Annotated in this window: 17 protein-coding genes; 9 read left to right on the top strand and 8 right to left on the bottom strand. The window is 64.1% G+C overall.

Annotation, left to right across the window (positions count from 1 at the left end; genetic code table 11):
* Window positions 1-11: 11 nt before the first annotated feature.
* The 4 genes from KH389_RS25305 to KH389_RS25290 all read left to right on the top strand — a co-directional run bounded on the left by KH389_RS25305 (window position 12) and on the right by KH389_RS25290 (window position 3758).
* Window positions 12-1430 (top strand): FAD-dependent oxidoreductase, encoded by a 1419-nt coding sequence (locus KH389_RS25305; protein WP_043859935.1) that lies wholly within the window; start codon window positions 12-14, stop codon window positions 1428-1430.
* Window positions 1431-1610: 180 nt separating this feature from the next.
* Entirely contained in the window at window positions 1611-2675 is a 1065-nt protein-coding gene (gene hemE, locus KH389_RS25300; protein WP_043859934.1) for a uroporphyrinogen decarboxylase, read from the top strand.
* Between the two features lie 147 nt (window positions 2676-2822).
* Window positions 2823-3323: a type II secretion system F family protein gene (locus tag KH389_RS25295; RefSeq protein ID WP_213606458.1), complete on the top strand. Its 501-nt coding sequence runs from the start codon at window positions 2823-2825 to the stop codon at window positions 3321-3323.
* 87 nt (window positions 3324-3410) lie between these two features.
* Entirely contained in the window at window positions 3411-3758 is a 348-nt protein-coding gene (locus tag KH389_RS25290; RefSeq protein WP_043859932.1) for a YgiW/YdeI family stress tolerance OB fold protein, read from the top strand.
* Window positions 3759-3815: 57 nt separating this feature from the next.
* Here the strand turns inward: KH389_RS25290 and KH389_RS25285 are convergent, their stop codons facing one another.
* Window positions 3816-5057 (bottom strand): MFS transporter, encoded by a 1242-nt coding sequence (locus KH389_RS25285; protein WP_420831976.1) that lies wholly within the window; start codon window positions 5055-5057, stop codon window positions 3816-3818.
* Between the two features lie 143 nt (window positions 5058-5200).
* Between KH389_RS25285 and KH389_RS25280 the strand changes: the two genes are divergently transcribed.
* Together KH389_RS25280 and KH389_RS25275 are read left to right on the top strand one after the other, a co-directional pair.
* Entirely contained in the window at window positions 5201-6100 is a 900-nt protein-coding gene (locus KH389_RS25280; RefSeq protein ID WP_213606457.1) for a LysR family transcriptional regulator, read from the top strand.
* Window positions 6101-6166: 66 nt separating this feature from the next.
* Complete coding sequence (locus tag KH389_RS25275) at window positions 6167-6937, top strand: ParA family protein (RefSeq protein WP_043859929.1); 771 nt, start codon at window positions 6167-6169, stop codon at window positions 6935-6937.
* Here the strand turns inward: KH389_RS25275 and trxC are convergent.
* A complete protein-coding gene (gene trxC, locus KH389_RS25270; protein ID WP_213606456.1) occupies window positions 6934-7368 on the bottom strand; it encodes a thioredoxin TrxC in 435 nt (144 codons plus the stop codon). The two genes, KH389_RS25275 and trxC, sit on opposite strands and share 4 nt — an antisense overlap.
* A 155-nt stretch (window positions 7369-7523) precedes the next feature.
* Here trxC and KH389_RS25265 point away from each other — a divergent pair, with 155 nt between their 5' ends.
* Window positions 7524-8009 (top strand): DUF4265 domain-containing protein, encoded by a 486-nt coding sequence (locus tag KH389_RS25265; protein ID WP_213606455.1) that lies wholly within the window; start codon window positions 7524-7526, stop codon window positions 8007-8009.
* A 103-nt stretch (window positions 8010-8112) separates the two neighbouring features.
* On the opposite strand, the gene selO is transcribed toward KH389_RS25265, so the two are convergent.
* The 6 genes from selO to betI form a co-directional block, all read right to left on the bottom strand.
* Complete coding sequence (selO, locus tag KH389_RS25260) at window positions 8113-9573, bottom strand: protein adenylyltransferase SelO (protein WP_078481683.1); 1461 nt, start codon at window positions 9571-9573, stop codon at window positions 8113-8115.
* Window positions 9570-12902: a mechanosensitive channel MscK gene (mscK, locus tag KH389_RS25255; RefSeq protein WP_043860373.1), complete on the bottom strand. Its 3333-nt coding sequence runs from the start codon at window positions 12900-12902 to the stop codon at window positions 9570-9572. Before mscK ends, selO begins: the two co-directional genes overlap by 4 nt.
* Before the next feature lie 36 nt (window positions 12903-12938).
* Entirely contained in the window at window positions 12939-14681 is a 1743-nt protein-coding gene (locus tag KH389_RS25250; protein ID WP_043860372.1) for a potassium/proton antiporter, read from the bottom strand.
* A 260-nt stretch (window positions 14682-14941) separates the two neighbouring features.
* Window positions 14942-16639: a choline dehydrogenase gene (betA, locus tag KH389_RS25245; protein WP_213606454.1), complete on the bottom strand. Its 1698-nt coding sequence runs from the start codon at window positions 16637-16639 to the stop codon at window positions 14942-14944.
* Window positions 16640-16720: 81 nt separating this feature from the next.
* Window positions 16721-18193: a betaine-aldehyde dehydrogenase gene (betB, locus tag KH389_RS25240; protein ID WP_043860370.1), complete on the bottom strand. Its 1473-nt coding sequence runs from the start codon at window positions 18191-18193 to the stop codon at window positions 16721-16723.
* 29 nt (window positions 18194-18222) lie between these two features.
* Complete coding sequence (gene betI / locus KH389_RS25235; protein WP_043860369.1) at window positions 18223-18888, bottom strand: transcriptional regulator BetI; 666 nt, start codon at window positions 18886-18888, stop codon at window positions 18223-18225.
* Window positions 18889-19311: 423 nt separating this feature from the next.
* Between betI and betT the strand changes: the two genes are divergently transcribed.
* A complete protein-coding gene (gene betT / locus KH389_RS25230; protein WP_054915558.1) occupies window positions 19312-21315 on the top strand; it encodes a choline BCCT transporter BetT in 2004 nt (667 codons plus the stop codon).
* A 459-nt stretch (window positions 21316-21774) separates the two neighbouring features.
* On the top strand, window positions 21775-22293 hold the full coding sequence (locus KH389_RS25225; protein WP_043859617.1) for an Hcp family type VI secretion system effector: 519 nt from the start codon (window positions 21775-21777) through the stop codon (window positions 22291-22293).
* Window positions 22294-22373: the final 80 nt, after the last annotated feature.

Raw genomic sequence — 22373 nt, 5'->3', positions numbered from 1 at the left:
AGGTTTTGAACATGGCTGAACGTCTGAGTAATGACTTCCAGTTCATCGAGGTCGGGCGCAAGGATCCGAAGAAGAAACTGTTGCGTCAACGCAAGAAAGAGTTCGTGGAAATCTACGAGCCCTTCAAACCCCAGCAGTCGGCCGAACAGGCCCACCGCTGCCTGGGCTGTGGCAACCCGTACTGCGAATGGAAGTGCCCGGTGCACAACTTCATTCCCAACTGGCTCAAGCTGGTGTCGGAGGGCAACATCCTCGCCGCTGCGGAGCTGTCGCACCAGACCAACACCCTGCCTGAAGTGTGCGGCCGGGTGTGCCCGCAGGACCGCCTGTGCGAGGGTGCCTGTACCCTCAACGACGGCTTCGGCGCGGTGACCATCGGCTCGGTGGAGAAGTACATCACCGACACCGCCTTCGCCATGGGCTGGCGCCCGGACATGTCCAAGGTGGTGCCCACCGGCAAGCGCGTCGCGGTGATCGGTGCCGGCCCTGCGGGCCTGGGTTGTGCCGACGTGCTGGTGCGCGGCGGGGTAACCCCGGTGGTGTTCGACAAGAACCCCGAGATCGGCGGCCTGCTGACCTTCGGCATCCCCGAGTTCAAGCTGGAAAAGACCGTGCTCAGCAACCGCCGCGAAGTCTTCACCGGCATGGGCATCGAGTTCCGCCTGAACACCGAGGTGGGCAAGGACGTCACCATGGACCAACTGCTCGAGGAGTTCGATGCGGTGTTCATGGGCATGGGCACCTACACCTACATGAAGGGTGGCTTCCCTGGCGAAGACCTGCCGGGTGTGCACGACGCGCTGGATTTTCTGATCGCCAACGTCAACCGCAACCTGGGCTTTGAAAAGTCCCCGCAAGACTTCGTCGACATGAAGGACAAGAAGGTCGTGGTGCTGGGCGGCGGCGACACCGCGATGGACTGCAACCGTACCTCCATCCGCCAGGGCGCCAAGGCCGTGACCTGTGCCTACCGGCGTGACGAAGCGAACATGCCCGGCTCGCGCAAGGAGGTGAAGAACGCCAAGGAGGAGGGCGTGAAGTTCCTCTACAACCGCCAGCCGATCGCGATCGTGGGTGAAGACAAGGTCGAGGGCGTGAAGGTGGTCGAGACCCGTCTCGGCGAGCCGGATGCCCGTGGCCGTCGCAGCCCCGAGCCGATCCCGGGTTCCGAAGAGATCATCCCGGCGGACGCCGTGGTCATCGCCTTCGGTTTCCGCCCCAGCCCTGCGCCGTGGTTCGAGCAGTTCAGCATCCAGACCGACAGCCAGGGCCGTGTGGTGGCGCCGGAGCAGAACCGCTTCAAGCACCAGACCAGCAACCCCAAGGTGTTTGCCGGTGGCGACATGGTGCGCGGTTCGGACCTGGTGGTGACGGCTATCTTCGAGGGGCGCAATGCCGCCGAGGGGATTCTGGACTACCTGGAGGTCTGATCGGGCCTCTTCGCCGGCAAGGCTGGCTCCTGCCAAACCTGTAGGAGCCGGCCTTGCCGGCGAAGCTTTTAACTAAATCTATTGACCTACCACAGGTCGATAGACAAAAGGCACGGTTCATACCGTGCCTTTTACGTTGGTGTCTGAGAAAATGCCCCCACTTTTTTTCCGGATGCCGACATGACTGCCTTGAAGAACGATCGTTTTCTGCGCGCCCTGCTCAAGCAACCCGTAGACGTCACCCCGGTGTGGATGATGCGCCAGGCCGGCCGCTACCTGCCGGAGTACCGCGCCAGCCGCGCCAAGGCCGGTGACTTCATGAGCCTGTGCATGAACCCGCAGTTCGCCTGCGAGGTCACGATGCAGCCGCTGGACCGCTACCCGCTGGACGCCGCGATCCTGTTCTCGGACATCCTGACCATCCCTGATGCCATGGGCCAGGGCCTGTATTTCGAAACCGGCGAAGGCCCGCGCTTCAAGAAAGTCATCAGCACCCTGGCCGACATCGAGGCGCTGCCGATCCCCGACCCGCAAAAGGACCTGGGCTACGTGATGGATGCGGTCAGCACCATCCGCCGCGAGCTCAACGGCCGTGTGCCGCTGATCGGCTTCTCCGGCAGCCCGTGGACCCTGGCCACCTACATGGTCGAAGGCGGCTCGTCCAAGGACTTTCGCAAGACCAAGGCCATGCTCTACGACAACCCGCAGGCCATGCACCTGCTGCTCGACAAGCTCGCGCAGTCGGTGGTCAGCTACCTCAACGGGCAGATCCTGGCCGGCGCACAGGCCGTGCAGATCTTCGACACCTGGGGTGGCAACCTGTCGGCGGCGGCGTACCAGGAGTTCTCCCTGGCCTACATGCGCAAGATCGTCAGCGGCCTGATCCGCGAGCACGAAGGGCGCAAGGTGCCGGTGATCCTGTTCACCAAGAACGGCGGCCTGTGGCTGGAAAGCATTGCTGATGCCGGCGCCGACGCCCTGGGCCTGGACTGGACCTGCGACATCGGTGAGGCGCGCCAGCGCGTGGGCAGCAAGGTGGCCCTGCAGGGCAACATGGACCCGACCGTGCTCTACGCCAAGCCCGAGGCCATCCGCGCCGAAGTCGGGCGTATCCTGGCCAGCTATGGCCACGGTACCGGCCACGTGTTCAACTTGGGCCATGGCATCACCCCGGAAGTCGATCCGGAACATGCCGGTGCCTTCATCCACGCCGTGCACGAACTGTCTGCGCAGTACCACCAGTAACGGGCAACTGCCTGGCGGGTGCCGCGTATCGCGGCCCCGCCACTGACTTTTCACGCTCCCCCGCCGATCCGTCCTACTGCCCGTCCAAGCCCCCTCCCTTACCATTCCGACCTCGATGCACAGCCGTGCCATTCAAGGAAGGAACCCGTGCCCAAGGATACCCGCGCAGTACAGCATCCCCTGCTGGCGGCAACCTGCCAACGGCTTGCCGAGCACGGTGACAACCAGCAACTGACGCGTCAGGGCATCCGCCTGGCGTTGCTGTATCCGGCGATACTGATGTGCGCCGTGCTGGCCATCTTCGCGTTCCTGCTGGGTGTCGTGATCCCTGATGTCGTGCAGATATTCGCCCATCACCAGCAGGCGTTGCCGGCCACGATCCGCATTTCGATGGCGCTGAACGAGAGCGGGCAGCGCTTTGCGCTGCCGTTTGCCGGTGTGATGGTCGCCGCCGGCGTGTTCGCACGGCTCGCGTTGCATGCACTGCGGCGTCGCCTGAGGTGGCACGGTTTGCTGTCGGGCGTAAGGGTTGAACGAGCCTTGGGCTTGTTTGAGCCATTGATGCTGGCGATGACGGGCGGTGTGATGCTGTTCATCGGGCTGGCCATCCTTATGCCGATTCTGAGCCTCACCGCGTTGCTGGCCTGATCGGGTTTCCCACCATCGCGCATTAAGCTTCAGTTCAGGCGTGGGGATTAACCTGAGCGCATCCCCACTTGAAACGGAATGCCCACCATGAAAACTCGTTACCTGGCTCTGCTGCTTGCCCCGCTGTTCACCACTGGCGCGATGGCCGCCGGCTACACCGGCCCTGGCGCCCAGCCGGTCACCACGGTCGCGGCAGCCAACGACGCCGCCGACGATACCCCGGTGGTACTGCAGGGCTTTGTGGTCAAGAAGCTCAACAACGACGACAAGTACGAATTCAAGGATGCCAGCGGCACCATCACCGTCGAGATCGACAACGAAGACTTGCCGGCGGTGGCCTTCAACGACAAGACCAAGGTCAAGCTGACCGGTGAGGTCGAGAAGAACCTGATGTCCCGCGAGATCGATGTCGACCTGGTCGAAATCATCAACTGAACAGCTTCGCCGGCAAGGCCGGCTCCTGGTAGGAGCCGGCCTTGCCGGCGAGGGGTATCAGCCCTTCACATTCCCCGGAAGCGCCGGCAGCTTGCTTAGGTGCAACGCCACCAGCAGTGCGATCACCAGCAGGCTGCCGATGAACAGCCCGATGCCGTTCCATCCACCGTAATGCCAGAACACCCCGCCTGCCGTGCCCGCCACGCTCGACCCCGCGTAGTAGCTGAACAGGTACAGCGAAGAGGCCTGCCCCTTGGCCGTGAGCGCACGCCGGCCGATCCAGCTGCTGGCCACCGAATGCGCGCCAAAGAAGCCGAAGGTGAACACCAGCATGCCGACGATCACCAGCACCAGGGGCGAGAACAGCGTCAGCAGCAACCCACCGAACATCAGCAGGATGCTCATCCAGAACACCTTGCGCCGCCCCAGCTTGTCCGACAGTGCGCCGATCTGCGCCGAGCTGTAGATGCCTGCCAGGTACACCACCGACAGCAGCCCCACCAGCGCCTGGCTCATGTGGTACGGCTCGGCGAGCAGCCGGTAGCCGATGTAGTTGAACAGCGTGACGAAGGCGCCCATCAGCAGAAACGCTTCCAGAAACAGCCACGGCAGCCCGGCGTCGCGAAAGTGCTGGGTGAAGCCGTTCAGCAGGCTGCGTGGGTTCATCGAGCGTGCACTGAAGTTGCGCGACTCGGGCAGGATCCTCCAGAACACTGCCGCCGCGACCAGTGCCAGGCCGCCGATCACCAGCATCGCGGTGTGCCAGCTGACGAAGTCGATCAGTACCCCGGTGATCAGGCGCCCGCTCATGCCGCCGATGGCGTTGCCGCCGATGTACAGCCCCATGGCCAGGCCGATGTGCTGCGGATGAATCTCTTCGCTCAGGTAGGTCATGGCCACCGCCGCCAGCCCGCTCAGCGACAGGCCCACCAGGGCACGCATGGCCAGCACGCCGTGCCAGCTGGGCATCAATGCGCTGGCGATGGTGCACAGCGCGGCGCAGAACAGGGCGAACACCATCACCGGCTTGCGCCCGACGCGGTCGGAAATCGGCCCGGTCACCAGCAGCCCGAACGCCAGCAGGCCGGTCGACACCGACAGCACCAGGCTGCTCTGGGCGGCATTGATGGAGAACTCGTGGGACAGCAGCGGCATCATCGGCTGCACGCAGTACAGCAGGGCGAAGGTGGCAAAGCCGCCACAGAACAATGCCAGCACCGTGCGCATGAACGCAGGGGTGCCTTTCTCGATCCAGCTTTCGTTCAGGGGGGCGGCGGTGTTCGCCGGGGCAGGGGGCAGCTCATGGGCAACAGCAGTTTTCACGGGGACCTCGAAAGGGGCACGGCCTCGCAGGCAGTGAAAAAAGCATATAGCTGGCTATTGATCTTTTCCAATATATTGTTCGACCTGTTTAAGAGGTTTTACGACCTATTGGAGTTGCCATGGAACTGCGCCACCTTCGCTACTTCATCGCCGTGGCCGAAGAGCTGCATTTTGGCCGTGCCGCACAGCAACTGGGCATCTCTCAACCGCCGCTGAGCCAGCAGATCCAGGCCCTGGAGCAGGAGCTGGGTGCACGCCTGTTCGAGCGTACCAACCGACGGGTGGCACTCAGCGAAGCCGGCCGGCTGTTTCTCGACGAGGCGCGCCAGGTGCTGGCGCAGGTCGACAAGGCCGCCGACGTGGCGCGGCGTGCCCAGCTCGGCGAGCTGGGCGAGATGAAGATCGGCTTCACCTCCTCGGCGCCGTTCAACTCCAGCATCCCCAAGGCCATCAATGCGTTTCGCCAGCGCTTCCCGGCGGTGCACCTGAACCTCAAGGAAATGAGCAGCCGCGACGTGGTGGATGCCTTGCTCGACGAGTCCATCGAGGTCGGCCTGATGCGCCCGATGAGCGTGCCCGATGGCGTGGTGATCACCGAACTGTTCCGCGAGCCGCTGGTGGCGGTGCTCAATGCCGCGCACCCGCTGGCCCAGGGCAACGAGCAGGGCCTGCCGCTGGCGGCCCTGGCCCAGGAGCCGTTCGTGTTCTTCCCGCGCAGCTACGGCAGCGGCCTGCACGCGCAGTTGCTCAGCCTGGCGCGCTCGGCCGGCTTCAGCCCGCACTTTGCCCAGGAGGCAGGCGAGGCCATGACCATCATCGGCCTGGTATCGGCGGGGCTTGGGGTGTCGGTGCTGCCGGCGTCGTTCAAGCGCATGCGCATCGACGGGGTGGTATACCGCACCTTGCTCGACGCCGACGCGGTGACAGCGGTATGGCTGGCGCAGCGGCGCGAGGACGTGTCGGCGATGGCCCGGGCGTTCACCGAACTGTTGATCCGCCAGGCCCAGGCGCAGGGCTGAAAGGCACTGGCTAAACCGGCGCAACCCCCACATACTCGGTAGTTCCTTTCACATGGAGGTCTGTTCATGCGGCGCGTGGTGTTCAATCAGAAAGGTGGCGTGGGCAAGTCGAGCATTGCCTGCAACCTGGCGGCAGTCAGTGCCAACGAAGGCTATCGAACCCTGTTGATCGACCTGGACGCCCAGGCCAACTCGACCCAGTACCTCACCGGCCTGACCGGCGAGGACATTCCCATGGGTATTGCCGACTTCTTCAAGCAGACCCTGTCCTCGGGGCCGTTCGCCAAGAAAAACAAGGTCGACATCTATGAAACCCCGTTCGACAACCTGCATGTGGTGACCGCCACGGCAGAGCTGGCCGACCTGCAGCCCAAGCTCGAGGCCAAGCACAAGATCAACAAGCTGCGAAAGCTGCTGGACGAGCTCTCCGACGATTACGACCGCATCTACCTGGACACCCCGCCTGCGTTGAACTTCTATGCGGTTTCAGCGTTGATAGCCGCCGATCGCGTATTGATCCCCTTCGACTGCGACAGCTTCTCGCGTCAGGCGCTGTACGGCCTGCTGGCCGAGATCGAAGAGCTCAAGGAAGACCACAACGAGGGCCTGGAAGTCGAGGGCATCGTGGTCAACCAGTTCCAGGCGCGCGCCAGCCTGCCGCAGCAGATGCTCGACGAACTGATTGCCGAAGGCTTGCCGGTGCTGCCGGTGTATCTCAACAGCTCGGTGAAGATGCGCGAGTCCCACCAGGCCAGCCTGCCGCTGATTCACCTGGAACCGCGGCACAAGCTGACCCAGCAGTTCGTCGAACTGCATACGCTGCTGGAAAACGCCTAGACCCCTTGGCTGCGCAGCCATTCCAGCAGTTGCTGGAGTGGAAAGGCGCCGCTCTGGCGCGCCACTTCGCGGCCGTTCTTGAACAGGATCAGGCTGGGGATGGAGCGTATGCCCAGTTGCCCGGCCAGTTGCTGATTGGCTTCGCTGTCGAGCTTGGCCAGGCGGCAGCGTCCGGCCAGTTGGCCGGCGGCCTGTTCGAAGACCGGGCCGAACGCCTTGCAGGGCCCGCACCAGTCGGCCCACACATCGATCAGCAATGGCAGGTCGCCCTTGATCTGGCTGGCGTAGTCGCCCTGTTTCAATTCGAATGGTTTATGCAATAGCACCTCACCCTTGCAGCGCCCGCACTTGGGTGCGTCCCTCAGGCGTGTGGCGGGGATGCGGTTGAGGCCGTTGCAGTGGGGACAGGGGATGTGGAGGGGGTCGGTCATGGTGGGAGTCCGGATGCGTCAGGTGATGTTGGGTATCTGGAGGTGATGAGGGTGGATTGCAAGATGCCATAGCCTGCCAGATAAGCCAGCGATGCTGGCGAAGAGGCTGTAATGGTTTAGCATGCGGCCTTTCTGAACAGGCCAGGGACAGACCGATGGATTGCCAGCATTCACCGCACATTCGTGTATTCGTCGACAGAAAGAAGAACGGCGAGCCGGTGTTCGAAAGCGTGCCGGTGCGCGAAGTGGGCGAACATACCTATGAACTGCTGTCGTCGCCGGGGCTGGCGCTGAACATGGCGCGCGGCGACATCATCTGCACGGCCATCCCCGATCAGCATGTCGAGGTGGTGCGCCGGGGTGGCAATTTTTGCATCCATGTCTACGCCAACGAGCTGCCCCAGGATGCCGTCGACACGCTGGAAAGCGAGGTGCAGACGTTGCTGGGCGGCACGCTGGACGGTCGCTACAAAGGCAACCTGACGCTGGCAGTGCCGGCGAGCAATGGGTTCGAGGCGATTCGCCCGGTGTTCGACCGGTTTCGGGAGGCGACGGGGGTGCAGTGGTATTACGCCAACATCTACCAGAACCTCGATGACGACGAGGATGAGACGTTGCTGAACTGGTGGGTCGACAACTGAAGCTGCGAGCGCTGCGCGCTCTATCGCGGGTCAAGCCCGCTCCCACAAGAACACCGCAGTACCTGTGGGAGCGGGCTTGACCCGCGAAGCAGGCGCTGCGTTCTCAGGATGAACAACTGATCTCCAGATGCTTGCCCCACTCGGGCGGGCGTTCGGCGTAGGCCTGCATCCCCGGCTGTTCCTCGAACGGCCGTGTCAGCACCTGGTGCAGGCGTCGCACTTCCTCGTAATCCCCGCCTTCAGCCGCCTCGATGGCACGCTGCGCCAGGTAGTTGCGCAGAATGTACAGCGGGTTCACCGCGTGCATCCGCGCGCGTCGGCCTTCGGCATTGCCCGGCTCCTGGTCCAGGCGCGCCAGGTACTCCACCGCCCAGGCATCGAACCCGGCCAGGTCGACGAAATCGTCGCGCACCACCCGCACGGCCTGCGCCGCCGGCTGATCACCCAGCTTGCGGAAGAACAGCGTGTAGTCCACAGCGCCCTTGTTCATCAGCCCCAGCAAGCGCTCGACCAGCGCCGAATCGTCATCGCGCGCCTCGGTCAGCCCCAGGCGTCGACGCATCAGGTCCAGGTAATGGGCCTGGTACAACGGCAGGAACAGCCCCAGCGTTTCCTTCAGCGCCTCGACGCTGATGAACGGCGTCAGCGCCTGGGCCAGCGCGCTCAGGTTCCAGTGTGCGATCGGCACCTGGTTGCTGAAGCTGTAGCGCCCCTGGTCGTCGGAATGGTTGCAGATGAAGCCGGCATCGAAGTCGTCGAGGAAGGCAAACGGCCCGAAGTCGAAGGTGATGCCCAGGATCGACATGTTGTCGGTGTTCATCACCCCGTGGCAGAAACCATAGGCCTGCCAGCGCGCAATCAGCTCGGCATTGCGTTCGACGATGGTACGGAACATCGCCAGGTACGGCTCGGGCTGCTCGCGGCACTCGGCAAAGTGCAGGTTGAGCACGTGCTCGGCCAGCTCGCGCTGCTGCTCGGGTTGGCGGGTGTAGTAGAAGTATTCGAAGTGGCCAAAGCGCACATGGCTGGGCGCCAGACGCAGCACCATCGCCGCGCGCTCCTGGGTTTCGCGCCACACCGGCGTGCTCGAGCCGATCACGCACAGCGCGCGGCTGCTGGGGATGCCCAGCGCGTGCAGGGCCTCGGAGGCGAGGAACTCGCGGATCGACGAGCGCAACACCGCACGGCCATCGCCCATGCGTGAATACGGCGTCTGCCCGGCACCCTTGAGGTGCAGGTCCCAGTGCTCGCCGGCATCGTTGTACACCTCGCCCAGCAACAGCCCGCGACCGTCACCCAGGCGCGGGTTGTACGAACCGAACTGATGCCCCGAATACACCATCGCCCGCGGCTCGGCCTCGGCCCACAGCTTGTGTCCGCTGAACAGCTCGGCGAACACCGGGGAATGCGCCTCGGTAGGGTCCAGGTCGAGCAGTGCCATGGCCGCGTCGCTGGCCACGACCAGGCGCGGCTCGGCAATCGGCTCGGGCAGCACGTGGGTGGAGAACGCATCGCCCAGGCGGGCGAAGCGGTTGTCGAAGGTCAGTTCGTCGAGGGATTTCAACGGCCATCTCCTGGCGCATCGGTGGGGGGCTCGGGCAGCACGGTCTTGTTCGGCGCTTCGACCGGTACCATCTTGTACTCCTGGCCCTGCATGTTCTTCAGGTACACCTCCATCTGGCGGAACGAGATGTTGATGTGCTGGCGCTTGAATTCCTTGTTGATGTAGCGGTTGATCTCGTCCAGTACCGGGTTGCGGTCGCCCAGGTCACGCACGTGCATGCGCAGTTCGTGGTCCAGGGTACTCTCGCCGAAGTTCAGGAAGTACACGATCGGTGCTGGTTCCTTGAGCACCCGCGGGTTCTCGTTGGCTGCCTGCAGCAGCAGGGTGCGTACCAGGTCCAGGTCCGAGCCGTAGTCCACGCCCAGCTTGAGGGTGACGCGGGTGATGGTGTCGGTCAGCGACCAGTTGATCAACTGGCCGGTGATGAAGGTCTTGTTGGGGACGATGATGTCCTTGCGGTCGAAGTCGGTGATGGTGGTGGCGCGGATGCGGATCTTGCTCACCGTGCCCGACAGGTTGCCGATGGTGATGGTGTCGCCGATGCGCACCGGGCGCTCGAACAGGATCATGATGCCGGAGATGAAGTTGGCGAAGATCTCCTGCATGCCGAAGCCCAGGCCCACCGACAGCGCCGCCACCAGCCATTGCAGCTTGTCCCAGCTGACGCCGAGGGTCGACAGCGTGGTGACGAAGCCCACCCCGGCAATCACGTACGACAGCAACGTGGTGGTCGCATACGCGCTGCCCTGGGCCAGGTTCAGGCGTGACAGCACCAGCACCTCGAGCAGCCCCGGCAGGTTGCCGGCCAGGGCGAAGGTGATGCCGATGATCACCAGTGCCCCGAGCAGGTCGCCCAGGCTGATCGGCACCATGCTCATGGCCGCGCCGGTGCCGCTGGTGTACTCGTACAGGGTGATGTTGTCGAGGTAGGCGAACACGCTGATCAGGTCGGCCCACACCCAGTACAGCGCGGCGATGAAGCCGCCCAGCAGGGCCAGACGGATCAGGCGCAGCGACTGCTGGTTGACCTGCTCGATGTCCAGGGTCGGCTCCTCGACGATCACCTCGCCATCGAGCCCTTCCTTGGTGGCCTGGCGCTTGCTCAGTGCGCGCTGGTAGGCCAGGCGCCGGGCGGCCACGGCCAGGCCGCGCACGAAGGCTGCCTCGATCACCAGCCAGAACATCAGCAGGTACAGGGTGTCGATCAGGCGGTCGGTGAGCTTGAGTGCGGTGTAGTAGTAGCCAAAGCACACGGCAATGAACAGCGCCACCGGAAGCGCCGTGAACGCCACGCCCACGGCCTTGCGAAACAGCGAGGTATTGCGGTGCGCGGGGCTGCTCAGCAGCAGGCGGCTGAGCAGCCAGGCCATCAGTGCGTAACAGGTCAGTACCACACCGATGCCGAGCACGTCGTCGGCCAGCGCCGAGGGCTGGTGCTCGGCCACCGCCACCACGCCGACCAGCGCCAGTACCACGCTGCCCAGGCGGCGGATCCAGCCGCGCAGGAACTCGACCTGGGCCTTTTCCCAGCGAAAGTGCAGCTCGGCCACGCCGCCGGGCGCCAGAATCCGGTAGGCGGTGTAGAACACCAGCCAGGCCTGGGCGATCTGCCACAGCGCGGCGCCCAGGTTGGCGTTCTGGCCGCGGGCGTCGATCTGCAGCGCATAGCCGCACAGCGCCAGGCCCAGGCTCAGCGGCATCGCCAGCAGGATATTGATCAGAATGGCCTGGGGCGTGTGCCACTGGCTGTCACGCTTGAAGTGGCCCACATCCTGGTGAACCTTGTTCAGCCGCGCATACAGGTACTTGCGCCGCCACAGCAGGGCGCCGATCAGCAACAGCAGCGGCAGGAACAGCAGCGGGCGCTGCGTCAGGCCGTCGGCCAGTTCGTTGATGCCCGACCCCCACGGCAGGCTCACCACCTGCTTTTGCAGGCGTTCGGGCACGCTGCGCAGCCATTCGAAGTCCAGCGGCTTGTTGCTGGGGATCCAGAACATCTGTTCGTCGAGGGTGCCGCGCAGGTTCTGTGCGGTGCTCAGCAGCTGCTTCTGGTTCAGTTGCAGGGTGATGGATTCGTTGAGCAGGGCGCTCAGCTCGCGGTTGAGCCGCTCCAGCAAATCGCTGCGGGTGATCGCCACCTCCAGCAGGGCCTTGCGCAACTGCGGGGTGACGCTGTCGGGCGGCTGGGTGGCCAGCAGCTTGTCGACGTAGCTGCTGGGGCTGCTGATCTGCTCGCGCTGCTGGTTGACCTCGAACTGGTACAGGCGAATGTCGGCGATCTGGTCGGCCAGGTCGCGATCGACCTTCAGGTGCGGCAGGGCCTGCTTCTGCTTGTAGAGGATCTTGGACAGCAACAGGCTGCCCTTGAGCACGCTGATCTGTTCGTCCAGTGCCTGGTCGGCCTGGGTCAGGCTGTCGAGCTGCTGCTTGGTCTGCAGGTTCTGCTGGGTCAGCTCGTTGAGGCGGTCGGTGCTGCGCAGCAGGTAGTCGGACAGCTTCAGGTTGGTGGCGCTTTCGGTGGCCAGCACGCTGCTGCCGCCGGCCTTCTGTGCCTCGATGGACTGTTCGGTGACGGTCTGCTGCGACTGCGCCAGGCGCTTCTGGTTGATCAGCGTCTGCAGGTCCTGGATCTCCTGCTCAAGGCGTGTGGCGCGCTCGATCAGCAGGTCGTGCTGGCTGTTGCCCAGGTCTTGCAGCAGGCTGTTGCCGGCCAGTTCCTGGCGGCGCAGCAGGGTCAGCGCGTTGAGCGAGGCGAGTTCGGCATTGAGCTGGTTGCGCTGGTCGGCCGAGAGGCTCTTGCCGTTGTCCTTGCCCAGCTTGAGGATGCTGTTGATCTGCTGGGTGCGGGTCTGGTTGCTGCTGATCTCGGCCTGGGCGCGCTCGGGGCGGGTCTGGGAGTTGATGATCAGGCTGTTGGCTTCGGACAGCGCCTTCTGCAGCTCGCCCTGCTGGGTGGTGCGCTCGGACAGCAACTGCTCCAGTTGCGGCACGCCCATGCTGGCGTAGCGCTGCGCCACGGGCAGGGTCTTGGTGTCCTTGAGCCGGGTCAGCTCGCGCTGGTTTTCGCTGGTCTGGCGCGGGGCGTCGGCCAGTTGCTGCTTGAGCGCGGCCAGGCGCTTGTCGTAGTCGTCGCGCGAGGCCAGCAGGCCAAGGGTCTGCTCCAGCACTTGCTGCAGGGCCTTCTGGTCGGCCTCCGGCAGCTTGCGCTCGGCGATCTTGTCCAGGCTGTGCTGGACGCTTGCCGTGGTGGGGGGTTCCGCCGCCTGGGCGAAGGAGAGGGACAGGCACAGCCCGAGCAGGGCTGCGCTAACAACAGTGCGCAGGGACATAGGCAGACGTCGTAGAACCGGGCAGAGAATCGAAGTTTAAAGGAACAACCCGGGGCCGGGTCGAGAACCTTCGGGGAATTTGATACCCACTTTGAGGATCTTGTTCCCTTCCATCAGCGCAACGGTCCACAGGGTGTTGTTCCATTCGATCTGGTCGCCCACCACCGGTGCGCCGCCGACCTTCTGCTCGATGAAGTGCGCCAGCGGCTGGTGCGGGTCCTGGCCGTCGAGCTGCAAACCGTACAACGCCGCTACAGCCCCCAGTTCTGCGTCACCTTCGAGCACGAAGTCGCCGAAGAAACGCAGGTCCAGGCCGCGTTGCGGCGCCTGGCTGAACAGCTTGCCCAGCGCCGGCAGGTTGTGTTCGTGGCCGATCACGCACAGCAGGTCGCCGACTTCGAGGGTGGTACTTCCCGACGGATGGAGCAGTTGCTGACCGCGAAACAGGGCAGCGATACGCGTGCCTTCGGGCATTTTCAGCTCGCGCAGGGCGGCACCGATGCACCACTTCTCCGCACCCAGGCGATACACGAACAGCTCCCACTCGCTGGTGATGTGCACTTCCAGGGCCGAGCGCGAGATCGGCGCCGGGTCGGGCGGCACGGTCACCTTGAGCAGGCGCGCCACCCACGGCAGGCTGGTGCCTTGCACCAGCAGCGACACCAGTACGATGAAGAAGGCCAGGTTGAAGTACAGCTGGGCATGCGGCAGCCCGGCCATCAGCGGGAACACCGCAAGGATGATCGGCACCGCGCCGCGCAGGCCGACCCACGAGATGAACACCTTTTCGCGGCCATGGAAGGCCTTGAATGGCAGCAGGCCGATCATCACCGACAGCGGCCGCGCGAACAGGATCATCCACAGCGCCAGGCCCAGGGCCGGCAGCGCGATGGGTAGCAGGTCGTGGGGTGTGACCAGCAGGCCCAGCACCAGGAACATGCCGATCTGGGCCAGCCAGGCCATGCCGTCGAGCATGTGCAGGATGCCGTGGCGGCTGCGGATCGGCCGGTTACCCAGTACCAGGCCACACAGGTACACGGCCAGGAAGCCGCTGCCGTGCAGGGCGTTGGTGAGCGCGAACACCACCAGGCCGCCGCTGATCACCAGGATCGGGTACAGGCCGCCGGCCAGGTTCATGCGGTTGACCAGCTGCAGCATCAGCCAGCCGCCGCCCAGGCCCAGCAGGCTGCCGATGCCGAATTCGCGCACCAGGTGGCCGAGCAGGCCCCAGTGCAGGCCGTTCTGGCCGCTGGCGATCATCTCGATCAGGGTCACGGTGAGGAACACCGCCATCGGGTCGTTGCTGCCCGACTCGATTTCCAGGGTGGCCGTCACCCGCTCGTTGAGGCCCTTGCCGCCCAGCAGCGAGAACACCGCGGCGGCGTCGGTGGAGCCGACGATGGCGCCGATCAGCAGGCCCTGCATCAGGCTCAGGTCGAACAGCCAAGCGGCGGCCAGGCCGGTGAGGCCGGTGGTGATCATCACCCCCACCGTGGCCAGCGACAGCGCCGGCCACAGGGCCACGCGGAAACTCGAGACGCGGGTGCGCAGGCCGCCGTCGAGCAGGATCACGGCCAGTGCCAGGTTGCCCACCAGGTAGGCGGTCGGGTAGTTGTTGAAGATGATGCCGCCGCCGTCGACGCCGGCAACCATGCCCACTGCCAGGATGATCACCAGGATCGGGATGCCCAGGCGCGAGGAGAGTGAACTGACCAGGATACTTGCACCTACCAGCAATGCGCCGATCAAGAACAGGCTATTGATGGTGGACGCATCCAAAGGCAGTACTCCAGGGGGGATTGCAGAAAGAGGCGCGACTTGCTTTTTGCCTGACTTCAGCTAGCAGGTCGCGTGCCAAGGATTCTAACCTGTGAGGTTGGCGGGCTGTAAAGCGATTATCGCGGGCACAAAAAAAGCACCGCAGGGGTGCTTGATCTGCTGTGAATGTACCGCCCCCATCGCGGGTCAAGCCCGCTCCCACAAGGATCACATTGGTCTCTGTGGGAGCGGGCTTGACCCGCGATGGGGGTAGCAGGGTCTTAAGCCTGCGGCACCTCACGCATCGGCTTGCCCTTCACCGGTGCACCATTGGCCACATAGTACTTGGCCGTGCTGCGCGGCAATGGCTGGCGGCCACGGATCTTGTCGGCGATCTTCTCGGCCATCATGATCGTCGGCGCGTTCAGGTTGCCGGTGGTGATGATCGGCATGATCGAGGCATCCACAACGCGCAGGCCCTGCATGCCATGCACGCGGCCCTGGCCGTCGACCACCGCCATCTCGTCGATGCCCATCTTGCACGAGCACGATGGGTGGAACGCGGTCTCGGCGTGCTCGCGGATGAATGTGTCCAGCTGCTCGTCGGTCTGCACGTCGGCACCGGGGCTGATCTCGCGGCCACGGTAGGCGTCCAGCGCCGGCTGCGCCATGATCTCGCGGGTCAGGCGGATACCGTCACGGAACTCCTGCCAGTCCTGCTCGGTGGCCATGTAGTTGAACAGGATGCTCGGGTGCTGGCGCGGGTCCTTGGACTTGAGCTGGATACGCCCGCGGCTAGGCGAACGCATCGAGCCCATGTGCGCCTGGAAGCCGTGTTCCTGCACGCCGTTGCTGCCGTTGTAATTGATCGCCACCGGCAGGAAGTGGTACTGGATGTTCGGCCATTCGAATTCCGGGCGCGAGCGGATGAAGCCGCCGGCTTCGAACTGGTTGCTGGCGCCGATGCCGGTGCCCGCGAACAGCCACTGTGCACCGATGGCCGGCTGGTTGTACCAGAGCAGCGACGGGTACAGCGACACCGGCTGGGTGCAGGCGTACTGCAGGTACAGTTCGAGGTGGTCCTGCAGGTTCTCGCCCACGCCCGGCAGGTCGTGCACCACCGGGATGTTCAGGCTTTCGAGCAGGGCCGCCGGGCCCACGCCGGAGCGCTGCAGCAACTGTGGCGAGGCGATGGCGCCGCTGCACACGATGACTTCCTTGCGGGCACGGGCTTCGACGCGCTCCTCGCTGGCGCCCACCAGGTAGGTCACGCCCACGGCGCGCTTGCCTTCGAACAGCACGCGGTCGCTCAGGGCATGGGTGACGATGGTCAGGGTCGAGCGTTTTTTGGCGGTGTCCAGGTAGCCGCGGGCGGTGCTGGCGCGACGGCCCTTGGGCGTCACGGTACGGTCCATCGGGCCGAAACCTTCCTGCTGGTAGCCGTTCAGGTCTTCGGTGCGCGGGTAACCGGCCTGCACGCCGGCTTCGACCATGGCGTGGAACAGTGGGTTGTTGCCGGCTTTTGGCGTGGTGACGCTCACCGGGCCTTCGCCGCCATGGTAGTCGTTGGGGCCGATGTCACGGGTTTCGGCCTTGCGGAAATACGGCAGGCAGTCCAGGTAAGACCAGTCTTCCAGGCCTGGCAGCTTGGCCCAGCCGTCGTAGTCCATGGCGTTGCCGCGGATGTAGCACATGCCGTTGATCAGCGAGGAGCCGCCCAGGCCCTTGCCGCGGCCACATTCCATGCGGCGGCCGTCCATGTGCGGCTCCGGGTCGGTCTCGTAGGCCCAGTTGTAGCGTCGGCCCTGCAGCGGGAAGGCCAGTGCGGCCGGCATCTGGGTGCGGAAGTCGAAGCGGCAGTCCGGGCCGCCGGCTTCCAGCAGCAATACGGTGACGCCTTCGTCTTCGGTCAGGCGGGTCGCCAGGGTGTTACCGGCCGAGCCGGCCCCGACGATGATGTAGTCAAAAACGTGGGACATGTTGCGTACCCTCATAGGCAGTGAGCAGGGGAGCGGGGGAGGCGCCCGGACCTGGCGGCCCGGGCGCGGCTACACGGGTGCTTAGAACACCGAGGCGTAGTTGCCCAGCTCGACCTGTACCGACTTGATCCGCGTGTACTGGGCCAGCGAGCTGACACCGTTTTCACGGCCGACACCGGATTGCTTGTAGCCACCGACCGGCATCTCGGCCGGCGATTCGCCCCAGGCGTTGATCCAGCAGATGCCCGCTTCCAGCTGATGGATGATGCGGTGCGCGCGGCTGATGTCGTTGGTGCAGACACCGGCGGCCAGGCCGTAGTCGGTGTCGTTGGCGCGACGGATGACTTCTTCTTCGGTCTCGTAGGAGAGGATGCTCATCACCGGGCCGAAGATCTCTTCCTTGACGATGGTCATGTCGTCACGGCAGTCGGTGAAGACGGTCGGGGCCACGAAGGCGCCCTTGGCGAACTCGCCGTCGGTCAGGCGCTCGCCGCCACACAGTACGCGGGCACCTTCTTGCTTGCCCTTGGCGATGTAGCCCAGCACGCTTTCCATGTGGGCGAAGCTGACCAGCGGGCCGAAGTTGGTGTTCTCGTCCTGCGGGTTGCCGATGCGGATGCGCGCCACGCGCTCGGCGATCTTGGCTTCGAAGGCGGCTTTGAGCGAGGCCGGGATGAACACGCGGGTGCCGTTGGTGCACACCTGGCCCGAGCTGTAGAAGTTGGCCATCATCGCGATGTCGGCGGCGCGGTCCAGGTCGGCGTCTTCACAGATGATCAGCGGCGACTTGCCGCCCAGCTCCATGGTGACTTCCTTGAGCGAGGAGCTCGAGGCGCTGGCCATGACCTTCTTGCCGGTGGCGGTGCCGCCGGTGAACGAGACCTTCTCGATGCGCGGGTGTTCGGTGAGGTAGGTGCCGACGTCGCGGCCGCTGCCGGTCAGTACGTTGAACACGCCGTCCGGCAGGCCGGCCTCGGTGTAGATCTCGGCCAGTTTCAGGGTGGTCAGCGAAGTGACTTCCGAGGGCTTGAAGATCATCGCGTTGCCGGCGGCCAGGGCCGGGGCGGATTTCCACAGGGCGATCTGGATCGGGTAGTTCCAGGCGCCGATACCCACGGTCACGCCCAGCGGCTCGCGACGGGTGTACACGAACGAGCTGTCGCGCAGCGGGATCTGCTCGCCTTCGATGGCCGGCACCAGGCCTGCGTAGTATTCGAGCACGTCGGCACCGGTGACGATGTCGACGTAGCGGGTTTCGGAGTAGGACTTGCCGGTGTCCAGGGTTTCCAGTGCAGCCAGCTCGTCGTTGCGTTCGCGCAGGATGTCGACGGCGCGGCGCAGGATGCGCGAACGCTGCATGGCGGTCATGGCCGCCCAGACTTTCTGGCCGCGCTCGGCGCTTTCCACTGCGCGCTCCACGTCGGCCTGGTTGGCACGTTGCACCTGGGCGAGGACTTCGCCGTTGGCCGGGTTGATGGCGTCGAAGGTGGCGCCGCTGGAAGCGTCGACATAACCACCGTCAATGTAGAGTTTTTGCGTTTCGAAACGGGCCATAGTGTCCTCGCAAGTGCAGTGTGTGTCGGCTATCCGCGCTGTGCTCCTGCTTGTTTGGCACTCGCGACGCGCAGTGGTTCAGAGGCCGGGTCCTGTAGAGCCGGGCTGCTCTGTTTAGCCAGTTGTGAATCCATGTATTCGTAAGCGATCTGCTGCGCCTGGTCGGTATCGAAGGCATCTCCCGACAGCGCGCCGCGCAGCCACAGCCCGTCGATCAGGGCAGCCAGCCCGCGGGCCGCGCTGCGGGCTTCGGGCAGCGGCAACACACGGCGGAACTGGCAGCACAGGTTGGAATACAAGCGGTGATCGTTGATCCGCTGCAACCGGTGCAAAGACGGCTGGTGCATGCTGGCGGCCCAGAAGGCCAACCAGGTTTTCATTGCCGGGCCGTTGACCTGACTGGCGTCGAAGTTGCCCTCGACGATCACCTTCAGGTGGGCGCGCGGGGTGTCCTCCGTGAGCGCCTGGCGACGTGCCGCGACGTTGTCGATCAGCACGTTCATCAAGTACCGCATGGTCGCTGCGATCAGGCCGTTCTTGTCCTGGAAGTAGTGACTGATGATGCCGTTCGACACACCGGCCAAACGGGCGATCAGCGCAATGCTGGCGTCCCCCATGCCGACCTGGTCTACCGCCATCAACGTGGCTTCGATCAACTGCTGGCGGCGAATGGGTTGCATACCGACCTTGGGCATCTGGCAAATCTCCTCAGGCCTTCGGGCAGACGACAGGCGGCTGACTCGGCGAAGACCAGTCTATTTTGTTTTGATTGAACGTTCAATCAACAAAGAATAAGCTCTGCGACAATTCGCGCCATTGACAGGTTTTTGTGGCCCGTCACTGACGCCGATTGGCACCCTAAAAAGACGTGTAACCCCCGTAATGCAAGGCGTGCACGGGTTTAAACGAAACGTTGATCAGAATTGCCCAGCGGTGTCGCACCGTTCGGCGGGCCCTCGGATCGGGACCCTTTTTCTGTTTTTTTCAACGCAATCGGTTTGGGATCACGGTTTTTCAAGGTGCTTTTATAACACCTGACGCAGTGGGGCTATTGCACCAATTGCGCGGGTGACGGGTCGTTTCGTGTTTTCTCTCGCACTGCCTGGAGCATCTGTGCAATGAGTTCTGCCTCCCTGATAAAGACCCCTGCCGAGAGGGTCCGGGTCAACAGCGTGGTGTTCTACACCACGGCGCTGCTGATCCTGTTGTTGACTGCCTTGCTGATCGCCGCCCCGGACACGGCCGGTCAAATTCTCGGCCAAGCCCAAGCCTGGCTGTCGCGCAGCTTCGGCTGGTACTACATGCTGGTGATCGGCGGCTACCTGCTGTTCGTCATCGGGCTGGCGTTTTCCTCCTACGGCAAGCTCAAGCTTGGCGGCAAGGACGACAAGCCCGACTTCAGCTACGGTGCCTGGGCCGGCATGCTGTTCTCCTCCGGTATCGGTATCTCGCTGCTGTACTTTGGCGCGTCCGAACCGCTGGACCACTACTTCAACCCGCCTGCCGGTGCGCCGGCCAGCCTGGAGGCCGCACGCCAGGGCATGCAGCTGACCTTCCTGCACTGGGGCCTGCACGGCTGGGCGATCTATGCGCTGGTGGGCCTGGCCGTGGCCTACTTCGCCTACCGCCACAACCAGCCACTGGCCTTGCGTTCGGCGCTGTACCCGCTGGTGGGTGAGCGCTGGGTCAAGGGGGCTGCCGGGCACACCGTGGACATCTTCGGCATGTTCGTGACCCTGCTGGGCCTGGTGACCAACCTGGGCATCGGTGCGATGCAGGTGTCCTCGGGCCTGGAGTACCTGTTCGGCATGCAGCACAGCAACACCAACCTGCTGATGGTGATCCTGGTGATGAGCACCGTGGCCACGATCGCGGCGGTGTCGGGCGTGGAGAACGGCATTCGCCGCCTGTCCAACCTGAACATCCTGCTGTTCAGCGGCCTGCTGCTGTTCGTGCTGCTGTTCGGTGACACCCTGCACCTGCTCAACGGGTTCGTGCAGAACATCGGCGACTACCTCAACGGCGTGATCCTCAAGACCTTCGACCTCTACGTGTACGAAGGCAACAACGCCAGGTCCGAAGGCTGGCTGGGCCTGTGGACCCTGTTCTACTGGGCCTGGTGGATTTCCTGGGCCCCGTTCGTGGGCATGTTCATCGCGCGTATCTCCCGTGGCCGCACCGTGCGCGAGCTGGTGGCCGGCGTGCTGCTGATTCCGTTGGGCTTTACCCTGGCGTGGCTGTCGATCTTCGGCAACACCGCGCTGGACCTGGTGATCAACCACGGTGCGGTGGAGCTTGGGCGCACGGCGGTGGAACAACCGGCGATGTCGATCTACCAGCTGCTGGAGCACTTCCCGGCGGCCAAGATCGTGGTTGGTGTGGCGGTGTTCGTCGGCTTCGTGCTGTTCCTCACCCCGGCTGACTCGGGCGCGGTGATGATGGCCAACCTGTCGTGCAAGGGCGGCGACGTGGACGAGGATGCCCCGCACTGGCTGCGTATCCTGTGGTCGGCGATCATCACCCTGGTGACCATCGGGCTGTTGCTGGTGGGCAACTTCCAGGCCATGCAGACCATGGTGGTACTGGCCGGGCTGCCGTTCTCGGTGGTGCTGGTGGTGTTCATGTTCGGCCTGTTCAAGGCCATGAAACAGGACACCCAGGTCGAGCAGGAGCAGGCCGAACTGGCGGCGCGTGGCCGTCGCGGCTTCAGCGAGCGCCTCACCCAGCTGGACCTGCAGCCGACCCAGGCGATGGTGCAGCGCTTCATGGACAAGCAGGTGAGCCCGGCGCTGAAAGAGGCGGCGGTGCAGTTGCAGGGCATGGGCCTGCAGGTGCAGAGCCGCGTCGGCCAGTCTCGCGAGGCGATGGGCTTGCGCATCGAGATGGAGGAGGGCAACCCGTTCGTCTACGAAGTGAGCCTGGACGGCTACCTGGCGGCGCCGAGCGAAGCGCCGGCGCAGGGTGAAGGCGACGTGCGCCAGCGTTACTACCGGGCCGAGGTGTACCTGCACAACGGCAGCCAGGAGTACGACCTGATGGGCTTTACCGTCGAGCAGATCACCCGCGACGTGCTGGATCAGTTCGAGAGCCATCGCCAGTTGCTGGGGCGTGTGTACAGCTGATGGCAGATAGCTGAATGAAGAAGGGCCCTGCCGGTGACGGCAGGGCCTTTTTTTTGCTGGCGATGCGTTGGCGTTCTACAGCGCTGACGAACGATAAATAAATTAAAAGGTTTGCTGGCTGGCGACCAGGGAAAGCACGAAAAAGTCGATTCTCGACTTTTAACAACTGCGCAACTTCTTGCGCACTCAAATGTGGATAACCCTGTGCATACATTGCTGCGGGCCATAATAAACGTGGTCTGCAGCCAACTGCGCAACTTCTTGCACAGTACTGCGCAAGAAGTTGCGCACTTTTTCGGGTTTTCTCGCCTAAAAGTGCTCAAAAAACGTACAGTAAAAACACAAGCTACTGATTAACAACAACTAAATTTAAGTTGGCACGGGTCTTGAACTGTCTCCTTGCAGCCGCACGGCATTTTTCGCCTGTCCGGCTTCACTTTTTGCAAGGAGCAAACCCCCATGGCAACACCTGCCTACATGTCCGTCACCGGCACCAAACAAGGCCTGATCACCGCCGGTGCCTTCACCGCCGATTCGGTCGGCAACACCTACCAGGAAGGCCACGAAGACCAGGTCATGGTCCAGGGCTTCAACCACGAAGTGATCATCCCGCGCGACCCGCAGTCCGGTCAGCCGACCGGCCAGCGCGTGCACAAGCCGGTGGTCATCACCAAGGTCTTCGACAAGGCGTCGCCCCTGCTGCTGGCCGCGCTGACCTCCGGCGAGCGCCTGACCGAAATCGTCATCCACTGGTACCGCACCTCGGCGGCCGGCACCCAGGAGCACTATTTCACCACCAAGCTCGAAGACGCGATCATCGTCGACATCAAGGACTACATGCACAACTGCCAGGACCCGGCGAACGCGCACTTCACCCACCTTGAAGACGTGCACTTCACCTACCGCAAGATCACCTGGACCCACGAAGTGTCCGGTACCTCCGGCTCGGACGACTGGCGCACCCCGGTCGCCGGCTAAGCCTGCGTTAGTTCACTGCCCCGGCCAGCCAGCATGGCCGGCCGGGGCAGCCTGTCACCCCAGTTTTTGCAGCGGGAGGA

Source organism: Pseudomonas qingdaonensis (assembly GCF_018398475.1).
Classification (GTDB): domain Bacteria; phylum Pseudomonadota; class Gammaproteobacteria; order Pseudomonadales; family Pseudomonadaceae; genus Aquipseudomonas; species Aquipseudomonas palmensis.
Note: the sequence above shows the minus strand (reverse complement) of the source record. Positions and strands in the feature narration are given on the sequence as shown.

Bases quoted from the DNA above. Each gene is read 5' to 3' on its own strand.
- betT (WP_054915558.1), top strand. From the start codon at position 19,312: ATGAGTTCTGCCTCCCTGATAAAGACCCCTGCCGAGAGGGTCCGGGTC.
- KH389_RS25265 (WP_213606455.1), top strand. From the start codon at position 7,524: ATGGATTGCCAGCATTCACCGCACATTCGTGTATTCGTCGACAGAAAG.
- trxC (WP_213606456.1), bottom strand. From the start codon at position 7,368: ATGACCGACCCCCTCCACATCCCCTGTCCCCACTGCAACGGCCTCAAC.
- betI (WP_043860369.1), bottom strand. From the start codon at position 18,888: ATGCCCAAGGTCGGTATGCAACCCATTCGCCGCCAGCAGTTGATCGAA.
- KH389_RS25290 (WP_043859932.1), top strand. From the start codon at position 3,411: ATGAAAACTCGTTACCTGGCTCTGCTGCTTGCCCCGCTGTTCACCACT.
- betA (WP_213606454.1), bottom strand. From the start codon at position 16,639: ATGTCCCACGTTTTTGACTACATCATCGTCGGGGCCGGCTCGGCCGGT.
- KH389_RS25280 (WP_213606457.1), top strand. From the start codon at position 5,201: ATGGAACTGCGCCACCTTCGCTACTTCATCGCCGTGGCCGAAGAGCTG.
- betB (WP_043860370.1), bottom strand. From the start codon at position 18,193: ATGGCCCGTTTCGAAACGCAAAAACTCTACATTGACGGTGGTTATGTC.
- KH389_RS25225 (WP_043859617.1), top strand. From the start codon at position 21,775: ATGGCAACACCTGCCTACATGTCCGTCACCGGCACCAAACAAGGCCTG.
- hemE (WP_043859934.1), top strand. From the start codon at position 1,611: ATGACTGCCTTGAAGAACGATCGTTTTCTGCGCGCCCTGCTCAAGCAA.
- KH389_RS25275 (WP_043859929.1), top strand. From the start codon at position 6,167: ATGCGGCGCGTGGTGTTCAATCAGAAAGGTGGCGTGGGCAAGTCGAGC.
- KH389_RS25305 (WP_043859935.1), top strand. From the start codon at position 12: ATGGCTGAACGTCTGAGTAATGACTTCCAGTTCATCGAGGTCGGGCGC.
- mscK (WP_043860373.1), bottom strand. From the start codon at position 12,902: ATGTCCCTGCGCACTGTTGTTAGCGCAGCCCTGCTCGGGCTGTGCCTG.